This window comes from Sorangium sp. So ce176, from assembly GCF_051519835.1.
GTDB lineage: Bacteria > Myxococcota_A > Polyangia > Polyangiales > Polyangiaceae > Sorangium > Sorangium cellulosum_G.
In genome coordinates this window covers 11,607,603-11,624,328 of the sequence record NZ_CP150371.1, presented here as the reverse complement: position 1 = coordinate 11,624,328, position 16,726 = coordinate 11,607,603, and the positions used below count along the sequence as shown (strand labels likewise).

Annotated in this window: 17 protein-coding genes and 1 pseudogene; 8 read left to right on the top strand and 10 right to left on the bottom strand. The window is 73.4% G+C overall.

The window, feature by feature from the left end:
• Positions 1–31 precede the first annotated feature (31 nt).
• Together WMF42_RS43910 and WMF42_RS43905 are read left to right on the top strand one after the other, a co-directional pair.
• Entirely contained in the window at positions 32–766 is a 735-nt protein-coding gene (locus tag WMF42_RS43910) for a helix-turn-helix transcriptional regulator (RefSeq protein ID WP_437689207.1), read from the top strand.
• A 230-nt stretch (positions 767–996) separates the two neighbouring features.
• Positions 997–3,462: a substrate-binding domain-containing protein gene (locus WMF42_RS43905; RefSeq protein ID WP_437689205.1), complete on the top strand. Its 2,466-nt coding sequence runs from the start codon at positions 997–999 to the stop codon at positions 3,460–3,462.
• 31 nt (positions 3,463–3,493) lie between these two features.
• Here the strand turns inward: WMF42_RS43905 and WMF42_RS43900 are convergent, their stop codons facing one another.
• The 3 genes from WMF42_RS43900 to WMF42_RS43890 form a co-directional block, all read right to left on the bottom strand.
• A complete protein-coding gene (locus tag WMF42_RS43900; RefSeq protein WP_437689204.1) occupies positions 3,494–4,072 on the bottom strand; it encodes a Uma2 family endonuclease in 579 nt (192 codons plus the stop codon).
• A gap of 79 nt (positions 4,073–4,151) precedes the next feature.
• Entirely contained in the window at positions 4,152–4,421 is a 270-nt protein-coding gene (locus WMF42_RS43895) for a DUF2277 domain-containing protein (RefSeq protein ID WP_061611928.1), read from the bottom strand.
• Between the two features lie 84 nt (positions 4,422–4,505).
• Positions 4,506–5,294 carry a Uma2 family endonuclease gene (locus WMF42_RS43890; protein ID WP_437689202.1) on the bottom strand — a complete coding sequence of 263 codons (789 nt, stop codon included), beginning with the start codon at positions 5,292–5,294 and terminating at the stop codon, positions 4,506–4,508.
• A 262-nt stretch (positions 5,295–5,556) separates the two neighbouring features.
• Here WMF42_RS43890 and WMF42_RS43885 point away from each other — a divergent pair, with 262 nt between their 5' ends.
• On the top strand, positions 5,557–6,339 hold the full coding sequence (locus tag WMF42_RS43885) for an HAD family hydrolase (RefSeq protein WP_437689200.1): 783 nt from the start codon (positions 5,557–5,559) through the stop codon (positions 6,337–6,339).
• Between the two features lie 55 nt (positions 6,340–6,394).
• Here WMF42_RS43885 and WMF42_RS43880 read toward each other — a convergent pair whose 3' ends face one another.
• Positions 6,395–7,333, bottom strand: coding sequence for a hypothetical protein (locus WMF42_RS43880; RefSeq protein WP_061606872.1), 939 nt, complete (start codon positions 7,331–7,333; stop codon positions 6,395–6,397).
• Positions 7,334–7,539: 206 nt separating this feature from the next.
• Positions 7,540–8,097: a glycine cleavage system protein R gene (locus tag WMF42_RS43875; protein WP_233561235.1), complete on the bottom strand. Its 558-nt coding sequence runs from the start codon at positions 8,095–8,097 to the stop codon at positions 7,540–7,542.
• 220 nt (positions 8,098–8,317) lie between these two features.
• On the opposite strand from WMF42_RS43875, the gene hisC reads away from it, so the two are divergent.
• On the top strand, positions 8,318–9,406 hold the full coding sequence (hisC, locus tag WMF42_RS43870) for a histidinol-phosphate transaminase (RefSeq protein ID WP_061606884.1): 1,089 nt from the start codon (positions 8,318–8,320) through the stop codon (positions 9,404–9,406).
• 266 nt (positions 9,407–9,672) lie between these two features.
• Positions 9,673–11,715 carry a DUF4832 domain-containing protein gene (locus WMF42_RS43865; protein ID WP_437689197.1) on the top strand — a complete coding sequence of 681 codons (2,043 nt, stop codon included), beginning with the start codon at positions 9,673–9,675 and terminating at the stop codon, positions 11,713–11,715.
• On the opposite strand, the pseudogene WMF42_RS43860 reads toward WMF42_RS43865, so the two are convergent.
• The 3 genes and pseudogenes from WMF42_RS43860 to WMF42_RS43850 all read right to left on the bottom strand — a co-directional run.
• A pseudogene (locus WMF42_RS43860) lies at positions 11,701–11,883 on the bottom strand (ethanolamine ammonia-lyase light chain EutC); the annotation flags it as partial. The gene WMF42_RS43865 and the pseudogene WMF42_RS43860 overlap by 15 nt on opposite strands.
• Positions 11,884–12,019: 136 nt before the next feature.
• Entirely contained in the window at positions 12,020–12,241 is a 222-nt protein-coding gene (eutB, locus tag WMF42_RS43855; protein ID WP_437689196.1) for an ethanolamine ammonia-lyase subunit EutB, read from the bottom strand.
• Positions 12,242–12,307: 66 nt separating this feature from the next.
• Positions 12,308–12,985 (bottom strand): DUF4336 domain-containing protein, encoded by a 678-nt coding sequence (locus WMF42_RS43850; protein WP_434044579.1) that lies wholly within the window; start codon positions 12,983–12,985, stop codon positions 12,308–12,310.
• Between the two features lie 50 nt (positions 12,986–13,035).
• On the opposite strand from WMF42_RS43850, the gene WMF42_RS43845 reads away from it, so the two are divergent.
• Complete coding sequence (locus WMF42_RS43845) at positions 13,036–13,545, top strand: MarR family winged helix-turn-helix transcriptional regulator (RefSeq protein ID WP_061606875.1); 510 nt, start codon at positions 13,036–13,038, stop codon at positions 13,543–13,545.
• Entirely contained in the window at positions 13,542–13,667 is a 126-nt protein-coding gene (locus WMF42_RS43840; protein WP_267888062.1) for a hypothetical protein, read from the top strand. Before WMF42_RS43845 ends, WMF42_RS43840 begins: the two co-directional genes overlap by 4 nt.
• 61 nt (positions 13,668–13,728) lie before the next feature.
• On the opposite strand, the gene WMF42_RS43835 is transcribed toward WMF42_RS43840, so the two are convergent.
• Positions 13,729–14,685: a hypothetical protein gene (locus tag WMF42_RS43835; RefSeq protein WP_437689193.1), complete on the bottom strand. Its 957-nt coding sequence runs from the start codon at positions 14,683–14,685 to the stop codon at positions 13,729–13,731.
• A gap of 408 nt (positions 14,686–15,093) precedes the next feature.
• Between WMF42_RS43835 and WMF42_RS43830 the strand changes: the two genes are divergently transcribed.
• Positions 15,094–15,474: a hypothetical protein gene (locus tag WMF42_RS43830; protein WP_437689192.1), complete on the top strand. Its 381-nt coding sequence runs from the start codon at positions 15,094–15,096 to the stop codon at positions 15,472–15,474.
• 136 nt (positions 15,475–15,610) lie between these two features.
• Here the strand turns inward: WMF42_RS43830 and tam are convergent, their stop codons facing one another.
• Positions 15,611–16,381 (bottom strand): trans-aconitate 2-methyltransferase, encoded by a 771-nt coding sequence (tam, locus tag WMF42_RS43825; protein ID WP_061606886.1) that lies wholly within the window; start codon positions 16,379–16,381, stop codon positions 15,611–15,613.
• Positions 16,382–16,726 lie beyond the last annotated feature (345 nt).

Below are 16,726 nucleotides of genomic sequence, written 5' to 3'. Positions count from 1 at the left end.
GCCCTGCTGACAACCTGGTGTCAGCATCCTCGTGCGACGCGCCGATCGCCTGTTCCAGATCCTGCAGATCCTGCGCCGGCAGCGGGCGCCGGTCACCGCGGCGGCGCTCGCCGAGGAGCTCGAGACGTCGAAGCGCACGGTGTACCGCGACGTCGCGGATCTCCTCGCCCAGCGCGTGCCGATCCGGGGCGAGGCCGGCGCCGGCTACGTGCTCGAGCGCGGCTTCGACATGCCGCCCTTGATGCTGACGCCCGACGAGATCGAGGTCGCGGTGCTCGGCGCGCAGTGGGTCGCTCACCGGGGGGACCCCGCCCTCCGGAGGGCAGCGCAGGACCTCATCGCGAAGATCGCCGCGACCGTCCCCGAGCGGCTGCGCCCGTTCGTGCTCGAGCCGGCGACGGGGACGCCCCCCGTCTGGGACCAGGCCCCCGACGCGCTCGACCTGGCCCAGGTGCGCGCGTCGATCCGCGCCGGCACGAAGATCGCGCTCCGCTACCGCGACGAGGCGGGGCTCGAGAGCGAGCGCGTCGTATGGCCCGTCATCGTGGGGTATCTCGAGGCGACGCGCATGCTCATGGCGTGGTGCGAGCTCCGCGAGGACTTCCGCTCCTTCCGCACGGACCGCGTGGTCGCCGCCACGTTCCTGAAGGAGCGGTACGGCGAGAAGCCGAGCGTCCTCCGCGCGCGGTGGCGCAAGGCCCTGCCCTCGCGCGGCGCGCCGCCGGCGCGCGCGGTGCCGGCCAAGGATCGCGCGGCCGACGGATGAGGAAAGGCCCGCGCGGTCGAGTCGAGGTCAGCGGCGGTGGACAGTCGCCGGCGTCACCTCGTGACGGCGACAGACTCAGCTTCTTCACCGCGGTGCGCTGCGCCGCGCCCGCCCGCCTGCGCTCCACCGCGCGAGCCCCGTGAGGGATGCTTGACAAGCGGCGGGCCGATCGCGCCTGCTGGGGTCAGCCCTCGCCGTGCTCGGTCGGGTGAGGCGTGGATCGAACGCGCATGAGCACCGGTCTGGACCTCGTCGCAGCGCTGCGCCGCATCGTACAGGAAGCCACGGACAGCGTGCCTGGGGCGCAGCGCGGCAGCCTCCTGATAGAGGACGGAGATCGCCTGGTCTACAGGGCTGCCGTGGGCTTCGACGGCCTGCTGGACGGCCCGCTGCGCATCCCCTCGGACGCGGGGCCGGCGGGCGCGGCGCCGCTGCTCGACCCGGGCGGGGGCGCCCAGGTCGTCGCGGCGGCCGCGTGGTACGGGGCGCGGCTGCGGGGCGCGGCGCTCGAGCGGCTGCCCCAGGGCGCGGTCGTCGTCCTCGCGCCTGTGTGCATGCACGGGCGGTCGATCGGCGTGCTCGCCGTCGAGCAGCCGGCCGCGGATCCGCTCCCGGCCGAGCGCTGCGACCTGCTCCTGGCCCTCGCCGCCAGCGCCAGCGCGGCGCTGGAGCGGCGCGAGCTCTACGACGACAAGGCGCGATCGGCCCACGAGAACCGCGTGCTCGAGGAGGTGCTGAACGCGGTGGCCGCGCAGGCCAGCCCGCACCAGCTCGTGGAGATCATCGCGATCGGGATCAAGAGCATCCAGCTACGGCCGCAATGGAGCGCCGTGGAGCTCGTCCTGCTGGAGGACGCTGCCCGCGGGGGCGCGCCGGCGAGCGACCCCGGAGGGGCCCGCGACGTCCGCAGGTACAGGGTCCCGCCGCGCACGCCGACGAGCTACTGGAACAACGTCCGCGACGGCGCGCTCGTCGCGGGGCGCAACCTCGACATCGACCTGACGTTCCGCTTCGGCGGCGCGGGCGGCGAGGGCAGCCAGAGCGCGCTCCTCGACGAGGGCATCCGTCGAGGCGTGCACGGCATCGCGGTGGCGCCGATCGACCCCGCGGGCCTGGAGCCGATGATCCGGCGCGCCAGGGAGGCCGGGATTCCGGTGGTCACGCTCGATGCGCCGCCGGTGGAGGGCAGCGGCGCGCTGGCCTATGTCGGCACGGACAACGTGGCGGCTGGCCGGCTCGCCGGCGAGATGATGGCGCGGCTCCTGCCGAACGGCGGCGCGGTCGGCACGCAGGTCGCCTCGCTCCGTGCTTCCAACGGCAACGAGCGCCTCGCGGGGTTCGGCGCGGCGGTCGCCGGGACGGCCATCGCGGTGCAGCCTCCCTCCGAGAACGCGTACGACGCGTCGATCGCGCTGCAGCTCACCCTGGAGGCCTTGCGGACAGGCGATCTCGCGGGCGCCTTCGGCGCCTGCGCCGAGAACGGCCCGGCCTGGGGCGCGGCCGCGAGGGCCATGGGCCGGGAGGGTGACCTCAAGATCGTCGCGTTCGATCTCGTCCCGGAGACCATCGCGATGCTCAGGGAGGGGACGATCCACGCGACCGTGGTCCAGCGCGAGTACGACATGGCCTATCGGGCCGTCGAGGTGCTCCACGATCTGGTCTCGAGAGGCGTCGACGCGGCGCTGGCCGAGCTCCCTGCGCCCAGGCAGGGCGAGGATCCGCGCGCGACGCGCTTCATCGACACGGGCGCCGACGTCGTGACCCTCGAGCGCACGCCGTGGTCGCGCCCCCTGGCGGAGCACCTGACCCTGGAGACGGCGCGCAAGACCGCGAACCGACGGCGCGGGCTCGCGCGGGCGGTCCGCCCGATCGAGCTCCTCGCCGTCGGCGTGGACGCGAAGGCCGAGGGCTTCGTCAAGGAGAGCGCGCGCCTCACCCCAGACTCCCTGGCCTGGCGGGTGCTGAGCGCCGGCCGGTCGCTGATCGTCGACGCCGTCGATGGAGCGGAGGGCGAGCTCCACCGCTTGCCCGATGTGGTCGAGGCGCGCCGGAAGGGGACGCTCACCTTGGTGGGCGTCCCGCTGCTCGCCCGGGGGGTCGCGCTCGGCGTCCTCGTCCTCTGCAGCGAGCGCCACGCGGCGTGCTCGGCCGAGGATCTCACGCAGATCGAGCGCATCACCGACACGCTGGCCGTGGCGCTCGAGAACGCGCAGCTCCTGCAGCGGATCACCGAGCGGACCCAGGAGCTCGAGCGCGCGAACGACAGGCAGGCGGCGCTGCTCGGCACGATCCAGGAGCTCTCCAGCCCGGTCGTGCCCATCGCGCCCAACATCGTGGTGATGCCGATCATCGGGGCGATGGATGCGCAGCGGACAGGCCGCTTCCTCGAGTCGATGCTGCGGGAGATCGCCGAGCGCCGGGCGCGCGTGGTGCTGATCGACGTCATCGGGATGGCGGTGGTCGACGCGGTCGCGGCCGATCACCTCATGTCGGCGGCGCGGGCGGCGAGGCTGCTCGGGGCCGAGGTCGTGCTGGTCGGCATCACCCCGGCGACAGCGCAGCTCATGGTGCAGCAGGGGCTGGACCTCGGGTGCGTGGTCACGCGCTCGACGCTCGAGCTCGGGTTCGCGTACGCCCTGTCGCAGACGGGCGGCCGCCTCGTGTACAGCCGGTCGTCGGGCGCCCGGCGATCCTGAGCCGCGCGGCGCAGGCGGCGCGCTCGCGCCTTCAGCCGGCGTCGAGCTCGAAGGCGCCCTCGTAGATGGCGTCGACCGGAAGGCTGGCGCCGTTCGCGAGCGCGATCGCGCCGCCCGCCTCGATCACGCGATAGCGCCACGAATCATCCGCCTCGCGCCGGTAGTGCTCGACGCGCACCGCCCCCTGCGAGACGAGCAGGTAGTCTGTCAGCGAGGGAATGCGCTGATAGGCTTCCCATTTCTCGCCGCGGTCGTACGCCTCGGTGCTGGGCGACAGGACCTCGACGACGACGCTCGGATTCGCGAGGACATCGCTTGTGCCGGTCTCCAGCCGCACCCCGCCGGACGCGACGACGGCATCCGCGTAGACATAGCGTTCGCCCTGCTTCGCGGAAATCCGCTGGTCGGACGACAGCACATGACACGGCTTTCCGCGCACCTCCGCGCGGAGCTCCGCCACCACCGCGCCCGAGAGGAAGTTGTGCCGCGGGCTGCCGCCGGCCATCGCGAAGATCTCGCCGAGGTGATATTCGTGCTTCGCGACCTGCGCGCGCTCCCACCCGAGGTACTCAGCAGCGCTCATGCGCTGCGCCGTGGCGGCGTTGCCCATGGGCACGAAGCTAACGTGGCAGCGGGGCCAGGGCCAGCCCTGGCGGCCCGGAGCGCGGCGGAGAGCGCTCCCTCGCGCGTCAGGAGCCGAAGCGGCGCGCGTTGCGCAGGCGGGCCTTGGCCGCTTCGACTTCCTTGTTCTTCGGCGGAGCCGTGGTCTCCAGCGACGCGACGAGCCGGCGCGTGATCTCGGCGATGTCGTCGACGGCTCGCTCGAAACAGGCGACGTTCTTGCCGCTCGGGCTGCGGGTTCCGCTCACCTTGCGCACGTATTGCAAGGCCGCCGCCCGGATCTCTTCCTCCGTCGCCGGCGGCTCGAAGTTGAACAGAGGACGGATGTTTCGGCACATGGCGCCAGCGTACCGCCGAACGCTGCGCGAAGCCAAAGCGGGCGGGCGTCCGTCGCGCGGAGCGCCGCGCTCCGTGCACCGCGATCACCCCTGCGCGAGCTGCTCCAGCTCGCGCACGCGCGCCTCGAGCTCGCGCACGCGCGCCTCCGCCGCTTCCCTGGCGCGCGCGTCGGTCGCCGCGACCTCCTCCTGGGTGGGAACCAGCTCGCCCTTGCCGCCGGGGCGCGCGAGGCGGAGGCGGGCCTCGGCCCCGCTGCCCACGACGCAGAGCCAGCTATCGAGGGCGGGGCTCCAGACGGGGCTGGCGCCCGCGTGAACGCGCACGTACGCGCCGTCGGGGTCGCGCCGGTAGGCCTGGAGCGCGACCCTGCCGGCGGGCGGCCGCTGCGCGGCGGCCTGCGGGTCGAAGATCGCGAGCTCGGGACAGCCGAGCTGGCAATACTTGAGCGGGATGTCCTCGTAGGCCTTCTGCCAGTCGCTCGCGATGATCTCGAGCGCGAACCGCGGCGGCCGGTGGCCGGGCAGCCACGTTTGCCATTGCTTGGGCAGGGGCGGCGTGGGCCGGTGGTCGAGGAAGTAGACGTCCGGCGAGACGCGCACGAGCGGCTCCTCGCGCACCCACGCGAAGAACCGATCCGAGCCGGCGTGGTGGTCGGTCCAGCCGCGCTCGCGCGCGAGCTGCGCGATCGAGGACAGGAGCAGGCGGGCTATCTCGTCGTGCTCGCCCCACGCGCCGATGCCGTCCGTGTCGTCGAGGTACCAGTCCGACCAGTCGATGGTCGCCCGGAGCTCCTCGGGCTCCGGATCGCGGACGACGAGCGCGCGCGGCAGGCGCGTCGCGGTGGGGGTGGCTCCGGTGCGGACAGGCGGCACGTGCCTCCAAGGTAGCACCGCCGGCGCGGCGGCGGGAGCCGCACAGGCGGGCGCTGTCGGGCGCCGCGCGCTGCCCGCGGGCAGGCGCGGCGGCGCAGGTCGCGGGCAGCCGCGGCGGCGCAGGTCGCGGCAGGCGCGGCGGTGCAGGTCGAGGCAGGCGCGGCGGCGCAGGTCGCGGCAGGCGCGGCGGCGCACCGCATCGACGCGCCGCCCGCGCGCGCCCGGGGCTCCCGGTGCGGCGCGCCGGCGCCATGTCGGCGGCATGCGTTTCGAGGGGGTCCTCTTCGACATCGACGGGGTGGTGGTCGACTCGCCGCACGAGCGCGCCTGGCGCGAGGCGCTGGAGGCGCTGATGGCCACGGAGTGGCGCGCCATCGCGCCGCAGACGCGCTACGCGCCCGAGCAGTTCACGACGGCCGTCTACCAGAGCGAGGTCGCCGGCAAGCCGCGCGAGAGCGGCGCGCGCGCGGCGCTCGACTACTTCGGCGTGCCCGACGCCGCGGCGCGCGCCAGCACGTACGCCGAGCGGAAGCAGGAGGCGCTGCTCCGGAAGATCGAGGCGGGGGAGTTCGCGGTCTTCCCGGACGCGATGCGGCTGGTCCTGGGGCTCAAGGCGTACGGCGTGCTCCTCGCGGCCGCGTCGTCGTCCAGGAACGCCGGCCAGCTCCTCCGCCGGATCCGCGCCGACACCTTCGCCGCGCAGCAGGGCATCCGCCGCCCGTCCATCGCGCCGGGAACGACGCTGCTCGACCTGTTCGACGCTGACCTCTGCGGCGCCGAGGTGGCGCGCGGCAAGCCAGCGCCGGACCTGTTCCTGGCCGCCGCGCACGCGCTCGGTGTCCCGCCGACGGGCAGCCTCGTCGTCGAGGACGCCCCCGCCGGGGTGCTCGCCGCGAAGGCGGGCAGGATGACCGCGCTCGGCGTGGCGCGGCACGCCGACCGCGCGCTGCTGGTCGCCGCCGGAGCGGATCGCGTCGTGGCGACGCTCGACGAGGTCGATGCGGACGCCCTGGTGGAGGGGCGGCTCGCGACGCGCGCGGCGTGAGCCGGCGCGCGGTCACGTCGGGGACGCGGCCGTGGTTTCGCGGCCGCGGCGCGCGTCAGCCGCCCTGCTTGCGCACGATGGAGAGGCTCCAGATCTCCCCCGCGCTCGTGCCCACCCACAGGCTCGGCGATCCTTTGCCCGCGACAGCGAGCACGGTGGGCTCGCCCCGAGCGCCGATCGCGACGCTGGCCGTCGGCGCGGGCGGCGCGGCGGAGGCGGCCTCGATGGCGGCGCCGTCGAACAGCGCGACCCGGCCGTCCGCGAACGCCGCGAACAGGCTGGACTCGAGGACGGCCACATCCGCGACGGGGGCGCCGAACTCGAGCAGCTTGGCGGTCAGCTTGCCCGACGACCGGACGACAGCGCAGACAGCGCTCGCGCCGCGCTTGTACACCGCGGTGAGCTTCGCCCCGGCGCGCACGCGGTTCAGGTTCTGGGCCGCGCGCGGCAGCGCGGCGCGCAGCGTCGGGCCGGGCTCCGGCGTCGCGCCGGGGTGGACGCGCAGCTCGCCCCCCTCCCCTGCGCCGTCCATGACCACGTGCGTCTCGGCCTCGGTCAGATCGAACGCCCGCGCCGCGCCGCGCACGGGGAACGTGCGGCCGTTCACCTCGGTCCTGTCCAGCTTCAGCTCCGTCGCGCTGCCGTCCCAGCCGAGCGCCAGCGCCGTCGTGCCCGACGGGCATGTCGCCAGGAGCCGCGCGTCGCGGCCGACCTGGTCGAGCTTCGGGCCGTGCGTGATCCCGAGCAGCGCCCACACAGCGTCCTCGCTCCGCACGACAGCCACGTCCTTCGAGAGGAGCGCCACGTCCTCGGCGGAGGACAGCGACAGGTTCGTCGTCTTCGCGCCGGAGCCTCCGACCGGACAGACGCCGAGCCGCACCGGATCGGTCGAGATCATGGCGACGAGACCGGGGCTCGCGAGGAACGCGGCCCCGCGGATCTCCGCGTCGACGCTGTGCACCTTGCGGGGAGAGCTGAGGTTGCTGAAGGGCATGGCCCACGACGATAGCGCTTCTTCCGGCCGAGTGGCCCGCGTTCTCGCGAGTCGGCCGGCGAGCTCCCCGCGCCGGGTCGCGGCCGGCGCCGGGGCAGCGGTGGCGTCCAGGGCGTTGGCTTCGGCGGGTCAGCGCTCGCGGCGCCTGCGCTGCGCGCGCGTCTGGCCCTGCGACGTCCGCCCCTGCGGCGCTCCCCCTTGTGGCGTCACGCCTTGATCAGCGAGCGGACATCGATATCGAGGTTCTCGGACTCCGCGACCGCGTCCATCGCCTTGCGGAGCCGGCCGAGCGTCACCCCGGTGGGGACGTCGACGCGGGCCTCCATCCGGAAGAGCTGCGACCCGGTGACGGGCGCCTCGTAGGCCGAGGTCTCGAGCGAGACGATGTTCACGCCGGCGCCGTGGAGCGCGCGCGACACGGCGCGGACGATCCCCTCGTGGTCGAGCGCGTCGACCGAGATGACGCACGGGATGGTCGCCGCGCGCCGGTGCGACTCGGGGCTCTTGGTCCTGCGGCTCTGCACCGTGAGCCCCGTCGCCTGGGTGAGCGACGCGGCGTCGCGCTCCACCGCCTCGATCGCGCCGGGCGGGCCCGACGCGAGCAGGAGGATGCCGAACTCGCCGCCGAGCACCGCCATCCGGCTGTCCTCGACGTTGGCGCCGCGCTCGGTCAGGTAGTGCGTCACCTCCGCGACGAGGCCCGTCCGGTCAGGGCCGAGGCAGGAGAGGACCAGGAAGGTTTCGGGCTCGGGCGTCGTCGTCATGCGGCGCATCTTAGTCCGATCGGCGCAGCCGGCGCGACCAGGGCCCGCCGCCGCGCGCGCCCTCTCGATGGCCCGATCGCCGAGCGCGCCGCCGCGGCCGGGCGCGACCACCTCCGCGCGGGGCGGAGCTTCCCCGAAGGGAGCGGGGCCGGATCGGGCGGCCGCGCCGGACGAGGCGCTTGTCTCCGGCGAGCCAGTGGGCGAGAGGACGGCCATCCCCATGCCGTACGAACGCGACAACATCCATCGTCTCACGCCCTACACGCCCGGCGAGCAGCCGCAGCGGGCCGACGTGGTCAAGCTGAACACGAACGAGAACCCCTATCCGCCGCCGGACGCCGTGCTGGAGGCGATCCGCGGCGTCTCGGCCGATCAGCTCCGCCGGTACCCGCCGCCCCGGGCGCAGCAGTTCCGTGAGGCCGCCGCGAGGCTCCACGGGCTGTCGCCCGAGCAGGTGATCGCCACGAACGGCGGCGACGAGCTGCTGCGCATGGCGGTGACCGTCTTCTGCGAGCCCGGCGGCAGCGGCATAGGCGAGACGTACCCGACCTATTCGCTCTATGACGTCCTCGCGGAGATCCACGGCACGGCGATCACCCAGGTCCCCCTCGAGGAGGACTGGTCGGTCCCGGAGGATTTCGCGAGCCGCCTGAACGAGAGCGGCTGCCGCCTCGCGCTCCTCGTCAACCCGCACGCGCCGTCGGGGCGGCACGAGCCGCTGGACAGGCTCGAGCGGGTGGCGCGGGCGTTCCGCGGCGTGCTCCTGATCGACGAGGCGTACGTCGATTTCGCGGAGACCGACGCGACGCCGCTGCTCGACCCGGCGCGGGGGCTCGACAACGTGCTGCTGCTGCGGACCCTGAGCAAAGGGTACTCGCTCGCGGGGCTCCGGTTCGGGTACGGGCTTGGGCACCCGCGGCTCATCGAGACGCTCGACAAGGCGCGCGACAGCTACAACACCGACATCCTCTCGCAGGCCGCGGCGACAGCGGCGCTTTCGGCGCGGGACGAGGCGAGGAAGAGCTGGGAGAAGGTGATCGCGGAGCGAGCCCGGCTGGCGCGCGCGCTCCAGGAGAAGGGGTTCACGGTGGCGCCGAGCCAGAGCAACTTCGTCCTCGCGGCGCCGCCGGCCGGGGGGCTGTCGGCGCAGGCGATGTACCGGGCGCTCCACGACCGGGCGATCTTCGTGCGCTACTGGGATGCGCCGCGGCTCCACGACAAGCTGCGGATCACGGTGGGCACACCGGAGCAGAACGACGCGCTGCTCGGGGCGATCGACGAGATCTCTCGCGCTGCCGCGAAGGCATAGAGAGCAGCTCGGCCGCGACGACCGGCCCGCCCCGCCCCCGCGGACGGCTCATCCGACGCCGTCCCGCTGAACGACCTCACCTGCTGTCCGCTCCGTGCGCAAGTGGTCGATCCTTGCGCAATGCCTGGCCTCTGCGCCCCGCGCTCACGCGGGCTGCTCCGGTGGCCTCGACCGTGCATTGAGGCTGCGCCGAACGCGGCTCGGCAGCGCGGCCGCAATGCCGTGCAGTTCAGCTTCAATTTTTCACCTTCAAGAGGAGCTTGGTCATGCGTCACCAGAGCAGCCGGTCATCGTTCCACGTTTTGTCGCGCTCTCTTCGCGGCGGCAGCGTCCCCTGCCTTGCCCTGGCGCTCCTGACCGCGTGCGGCGCCGGCGCCGGCGACGGCAGCCCGGTCGACTCACTCACCTCCAGCGCGACAGGCGCGGGCTTCCGACTGACGTGCTCGCAGTTGACGGTCGAGCGGGGCAGCATCGGCGACGGACAGACAGCGGCGGCGCTCTCGGCGCGCGAGCTCACCGGAGAGCAGGACGACTGGAGCAAGTACGTCGAGTTCGCTCCGGGATCGTCCGCCACGTGCGATTACGTGCTCCCGGCGGGGGTGTCTGGAGCCGAGCTGGCGTCGCTGTCCCTCGACGTGAACTACCGCGGCCCGCGCAAGTCCGACATGCGCTGGACGCTGGAGGCGTGGGACGCCGACGCGAACGCGTGGGTGCCGATCGGCGACAACGCGTTCGCCGCCGCGTGGTCCTGGTCGAGCGCGACCCTCCCGCTCCCGGCGCCGCACGACCGCTTCGCCCGCGGCGGGCGGATCAAGATCCGGTACGCGACGCGGAGCCGCGCCGACGCCTCGCTGCTAGACGAGCTGGTCCTCACCGGGACCGCCAGCAGCAGCGGCGCCGGCACCGGCGGCGGCGACGCCGGCGGTAGCGGCGGCACCGGCGGCACCGGCGGCACCGGCGGTAGCGGCGGCGGCAGCGGCGGCACCGGCGGCAGCGGCGACCCGCCCGGCGCCTGCGGGCTCGGCGGCGCCACCGTGGCGCGCTCCTATGCGCCCAGGCTGTTCGCCGCGGGCGCGGATCCCTCCGGTGATGCCGAGTGCCGGGGCGTGCTCAACCCCGAGCGCGGCGTCTTTCGTTTCATGGATCTCCGGGGCCTCGACGCGCTATCGAACCTCCGGGCCGATGGCTACACGCTGATCTACGGCAAGGTGCTCCTCGACGACTACCGCACGCGGGACATCGACCAGCGCCTCCTTGACCAGCTCGACGCGAGCTTCGCCGCCGTGCGCTCGGCGGGGCTCAAGGTGCTCCCCCGCTTCTACTATGCGGACACCGGCACCGCGCCGGACGCGCCGCTCGGCCGCGTGCTGTCCCACATCGCTCAGCTCGAGCCCGTGCTCCGGCAGAACGCCGATGTCATCGCCGTGCTGCATCCAGGCTTCGTCGGCGCGTGGGGCGAGTGGCACTCCTCGACGAACGACCTCACGAGCCCTGACAGCCGCAAGCAGATCTTCGACGCGCTGCTCGAGGCGATCCCCGAGAACCGGATGATCCTCGCGCGCCGCCCCTCTCACAAGCTCGAGGCGTACGGCGGCCCGCTCACCGAGGAGACGGCGTTCTCCGGAGCGCCGCTCTCGCGCGTCGGCCACCTGAACGACTGCTTCCTCGCGAGCGCCGACGACGTCGGCACCTACCAGCTCCCCGGCGAGAAGGCGTATGCCGCCGCGGACTCCGCGTTCGTGCCCGTCGGGGGCGAGACCTGCGGCCGCAACCCGACGCGCAGCCAGTGCGCCTCGGCGCTCGCCGAGCTCTCCACGCACCACTGGAGCTTCATCAACACCGACTACCACCCTGACGTGATCGCCGACTGGAGATCCGAGGGCTGCTTCGAGGCCGTCGCCTGCCGGCTCGGATACCGCTTCGCCGTGATGGGTCACGAGTCCCCCGAGCAGGTCGCGCGCGGGCAGTCGCTCTCTCTCCGGCTGCGCGTGTTCAACGACGGGTACGCCCGGGCCTACAACCCGCGCCCTGTCTACCTCGTGCTCCAGCAGGGCGCGACGCGGCGCTTCGTCCAGGTCGACGCCGACCCGCGCCGCTGGGCGCCGGGCGAGGAGAGCGATCTCTGCCTCGGGGCGCAGCTCCCGGCCGATCTTCCCCCGGGCGACCACCAGCTCGGCCTGTGGCTGCCCGACGAGGCGGAGCGCCTGCGCGAGGATCCCCGCTATGCGATCCGACTCTCGAGCGGCGCGACGTGGGACGGCGCCACGGGGGTGAACCTGCTCGACGCCACGGTGCGGGTGGTCGAGTGACCCTGCTGCCGTTGCGACGCGAGATTGGTTCACGCCGGGCGTGAGGCGGTAGGCGATGTAGCCCGAGAGGCTGCGCGAGGCGAGCTCGCCGCTGCCCGGGCGCTCGCCGAGCAGCATCACGACCGGCCGGGCCCCGAGCCGCTCGGCGACGGCCTCCGCGAGCGTCACCCGGCCGTACCGCGCGAGCAGCGGCTGCCCGACGGTCACGCCGCGCGCCCGAGGCCGTCGAGCAGGACCGGGAGCAGGTCGGGGACGTTGCCCACGCCAGGAACTCGCCGCCGGGCGCGCGGCCGTGAATCTCCCGCTAGGTCTGCACGTCGTGCCCGCTCGTATCGAGAGAGGCGAGCATGCGATCCGTGTTGAGACAGACGTCCATGTAATCGCTGGCGCCCGCGGCGGTGAGGAGCTGCGTCGCCATCTGCTGGCCCTCCAGCGTGACGTGGGCGTGCAGCGTGGTACAGGGGGCCATGCCCCTGGGCACGCCGAGGAGCTTGCCCATGAAGTGGAGCGCCGCCGCCGCGACCACGGCGCAGCTCGTCGTGGAGCCGAAGTCCAGGCCGAGCAGCGTGACCCGGGCGGCCCCCCTTGGACCTCACAGCACCCGCTCGAACGCGCCTTGCAGCGCGGCCTGCCCCCCGCGCTCGATGACGTCGCCGTGCGCCACCACGATGCGCTCCGGCGCCCACGCGAGCATCTGCTTCACCGCCGCCCCCACCGCCGCGCGATCGCGCATCATCGAGCGCGCGACGCGCGTCGGGCCGAACCGGCCGTAGGCCCCGTTGAGGCGCATGAGGAGGCGCGTCGGGAAGTGCTCGCTCCGCGTGATGTGAAAGCAGAGGTCCCAGAGAAAGAGGGTCCTCGTGGGCCGGTGGAAGAAGGCCACCTCGTCGAGCCTGGGCATCCCGCCGACCGCCACCTGGTCGATCTCCGCGGACCAGAGCGGGTCCGGCGCGTCGTCGAGCACACCGGTGAACGTCACGCCAGGGCACTTCTCGTGGAGCCCGCGGCGGCCGTACAGGCGCGCCCCCGGGAACAGCCGCGCCGCCGGCGCGAGGCCGAGGTGGTGCATCAGGTTCGGCGCCACGATCGCCCGCACCTCGCCGAGCGCGCGGATCTCCCCCGCCACCTGCTCCAGGCTCGGGAGCGGCGAGAAGAGGATCAGCCCCCCGTCCGCCAGGCGCACGATCGGAGATCGCACCGGGAAGTGGATTCCCGGCAGCTTCAACGTGCCTTCCGCAGCCCAGAGGGCTTGATCGAGCTGTCTCAGCATGCTCCAATTGGTAAACCTACTTGACCAATTAGTCAAGAAGGTTGACCATCATGACCAAGCAAGACCTCGATCCAAGCGACGTCGCCGAGCTCGATCGGCGCAAGCGCGCGAGCCTCGGCCAGCTCCTCCTTCGCTCGGCGCGGCTGCTCGACGAGCGGGCGGTGGCGCGCGTCGCCCGCGGCGGGAGCCGGGTGCGCCGCGCGCACACCGCGCTGATGCCGTACATCGATCTCGAGGGCACGCGGCTGACGGACCTGGCGGAGCGCGCCAGGGTGACGAAGCAGGCGGTGGGTCAGCTCGTCGAGGAGCTGGAGGCGATGGGCGTCGTGGAGCGGACGCCGGACCCGGACGACGGGCGGGCGAAGCGGGTCCGGTTCACGCCGTACGGGCTCAAGGCGCTCCTTCACGGGCTCGGGGTGCTGCAGGAGCTGGAGGAGGAGCTCACGCTGTCGCTGGGCCAGAAGCAGATGGCCTCGCTGAAGAAGGGGCTCACCGCGCTGCTCGCGGCGCTGGAAGCGTCGGAAGCGTCGGAGCAAGAGGCGCCGCCGGAGCGCCGGTGACGGCCGCGCGCATCCTGGACGAGGCGGAGGGAGCAGCGGCGCGGGCGCGGGCGCTCCAGATCGCGCGGCGGCTCGAGGACGAGGAGCTCTTCTTCCGGGCAGAGCGGGTGGCGCGGGGCTGAGCCAGAGCGCGCTCGTCGAGCGCGCGGGCGTTCCGGGAGGCCCGCGATGCGGACCGGTGCGTCAGGAGAACACGTCCGAGGCGGTCTTGGCTCCGAGGATGTTGTCGACCCACCGATCGAGGGTCGCGGGGTCCGTGCATGCCTGGATGCGCGAGACGTCGGCGGCGGAGAGCGCGATACCTGCCCGGGCGACCAGGCGCAGCAAGACGTCGCGCTTTCCCTTGAGCTCCCCCTCGCGGACGCCCTCGAGCTTGCCCTCGCGGACGCCCTCGAGCTTGCCCTCGCGGACGCCTTCGAGCTTGCCCTCGCGGACGCCTTCGAGCCTGCCCTCGCGGATGCCTTCGAGCCGGCCGCGCTCGATGAGCTGCTCGGCGAACGGGGGGAAAGTTGCCTTGCCTTCGGTCTGCCGTTCCATGATCAGCGCCTCCAGGGCCCTCCGCATGGGGTCACGCAACGCATTGTAGACGATCTGGAAGTACACCGCCGCGTGCTCGTGGTCGAACCGACCGAGCGCGCCGAGCGCAGCCTGGACGACGGCGAGCCCGTTCGGTCCGTTGCCGTGCGCCACGGCCGAGAGAATGGCGAGCTCCGTCTCCTTTTCCGCCTCCGCCTGTTCCGTCACCTCGGGCACGATCGCCGGACCGATCACCAGGGGTTGCAGCGTCCCGAGCCCCAGTCCCAGGTCGATCTTCTGCGCGGCCCAGGCGGCCACCTCGGCGTCGGGCGCGATGACGACGACGACGGCCTGGCACTCCTTCCGGGCCCGTACGACCGCAACGTAGACAGGCCACGAGTAGGACTTGCGCCGATCGATGTCGCGCTGGAGCTCGAGGACGATCGACAGCACCTGCACCCCGCGCTCGTCGCGGAGCTCGAGCACCAGATCGGCCCGGAACTCGACCGGGATGAGCTGATCGAGCGATGCCTCGACCACATCGACGGTGGCATAGGGCGGGAGCTTCAGGTGGAAAAGGAGCTCGAGGAGATGGGGCGCGAGCGACGGATTCTCGCGGAACATGTCGACCAAGCCATTGTGCTCGAGCGTCGGCATGGGCGGCACGCTACTGCGCGACAGATGGTCGGGCAAGGTGAGTGAGGCACTCGAACCATCTTTTCGATCGAAGTGAGTTGGCGAAACGAATCACGGCTCATCCACGTAAGTGTTCGTCTTGGCTCGAGCGTGGCAGTTCGATGTGCTCGCGAATCCCCGCAGGGCATTGCGCAGCTCGGCGGCGTCATCGGTCGGGCATCTTGGGCGGGCATCCTGGGCGGGCATCCTGGGCGGGCATCTCGGCCAGGAGCAGCTCACAGCCTCCGCGCGGAGCTCGTCTGCCGTCGACGTCCCCGGCACAGCCTGGCGCCCGCGGACCGCCGCCCGCCTCGACGAGGCCTTCCCGCGGGGCCGCCGTCGCGATACGACGGCGCCGTGACACGCACGATCGCACGGTGGGCACCTCTCCTCGCAGCGCTGGCCTCCGGGTGCGCCCCGCCGCCGGCCCCTGCCGCGCCGTCGGCCGACGAGACCGCCGCCCGGAGAGCGGCGAGCGTCGCGCTCACCGCCCTCTCGCACCGCAAGTTCGACGTCAGCGGCTGCGACGCGTCCGGGGCCCGCGTCGTCCAGGAGGCGGAGGCGCGCGCGGGCACGCCTCAGGGCGACCGCTGCGCCATCCTCGTCGCGCGACAGAGCGATCAGACATGGCTCGTCGTCGTCCGCTCGTCGCTCTCGTCAGACTCCGTCGGCGCGCAGGCGCTCGTGACAGTCCTCCCCGACGCCGAGGGCGTCAGCGCCGTCGCGTACGCGCGCTGATCCGCGCGGCAGCCGCCGCGCCGTCACCGCTCCGCTCCACCCCCGCCGGCTCCCGTTCAACCTACCTGCCGCCGCCGCCTCCCGGAAGCGCGCGACCCCGCCCGCTGCGCTGGATCAGCGCCCCCAGGCGATCACCTCACCTCGCCCTCGCGACGAGGAACAACCTCCGGAACGGAAACGGCGTCTTCCCATCCCCCGCCTTCGGATACGCCGCGGCCACCCGCCGCCCGTACTCCTCCAGGAAATCGGCCCGCTCGCCGTCGTCGAGCGCCGCGAGCAGCGGCCGCAGCGCCGTCCCCTTGGTCCACTCGACCACCGGGCTCTCGCCCTCGAGGACATGCAGGTACTCCGTCTCCCAGATCTCGATCTGCGCCGCGTGCGGCGCCAGCACCTCGTAGTACACCCGAGGCTCCGCGACCGGGCTCTCCCTCACCACCGCCGCCAGCTTGCCGCGGAACCGCGGCACCCGGCTCGCCTCCACCATCGCCGTGTGCGACGGCGCGCCGTGGTTCCTCGGCATCTGCACCGCCAGCACGCCGCCCTTCGCCAGCCGCCCGAGGAGCGCAGGGAACAGCGCCGGATGATCGTCGAGCCAGTGGAGCGCGGCGTTGCTGAAGATCAGCGCCGGCGGCGCGGCCGGCGCGAAGCGCGCGATGTCTGCCTCGACGAACCGCGCCCCCGGCAGCGCAGCGCGCGCCCGGGCCAGCATCTCCGGAGAGCTGTCGACCCCCACGATCGCCCGCTCCGGGAAGCGCTGCGCCACGAGGCGGGTGATGTTGCCGGCCCCGCAGCCGAGATCGACGATCTCGCCCGGCACGCCGAGGGCGACCCGGCCGAGCAGGTCGACCGCCGGTCGCGCCCTCTGGTCCTCGAACATCAGATACTGCGCAGGATCCCAATCCGCCATCGCGCTCTCCCCGCCAGCCAGCATAGCAGCACGCGAGCCTCCGCCGACCTCGCACGTCTCCGCCGACCGCCACATCCCCAACCCCTGATTCCTCCCGAGCGCCGTCCACACGACGCCGAGCCGCGCTGGACTTCCCGGCGCGCCGCCGGCATCCTCGCGGCGGTGGATGCTCCGGAGATCTCCGATCTCCTCGTCGCCTACGATCCCGACACCCTCGCGCGCCTGCCCGTGCGCCGGAGCGACGTCGTCGAGCGCCTCCGCGCCGCCGGCCGCCCCGGCGTCGCCCGCATCGCGGCGCGGCCCCCGGCGCGCGACGATCTCCTCGATGAGGCCGCCGTCGACGCG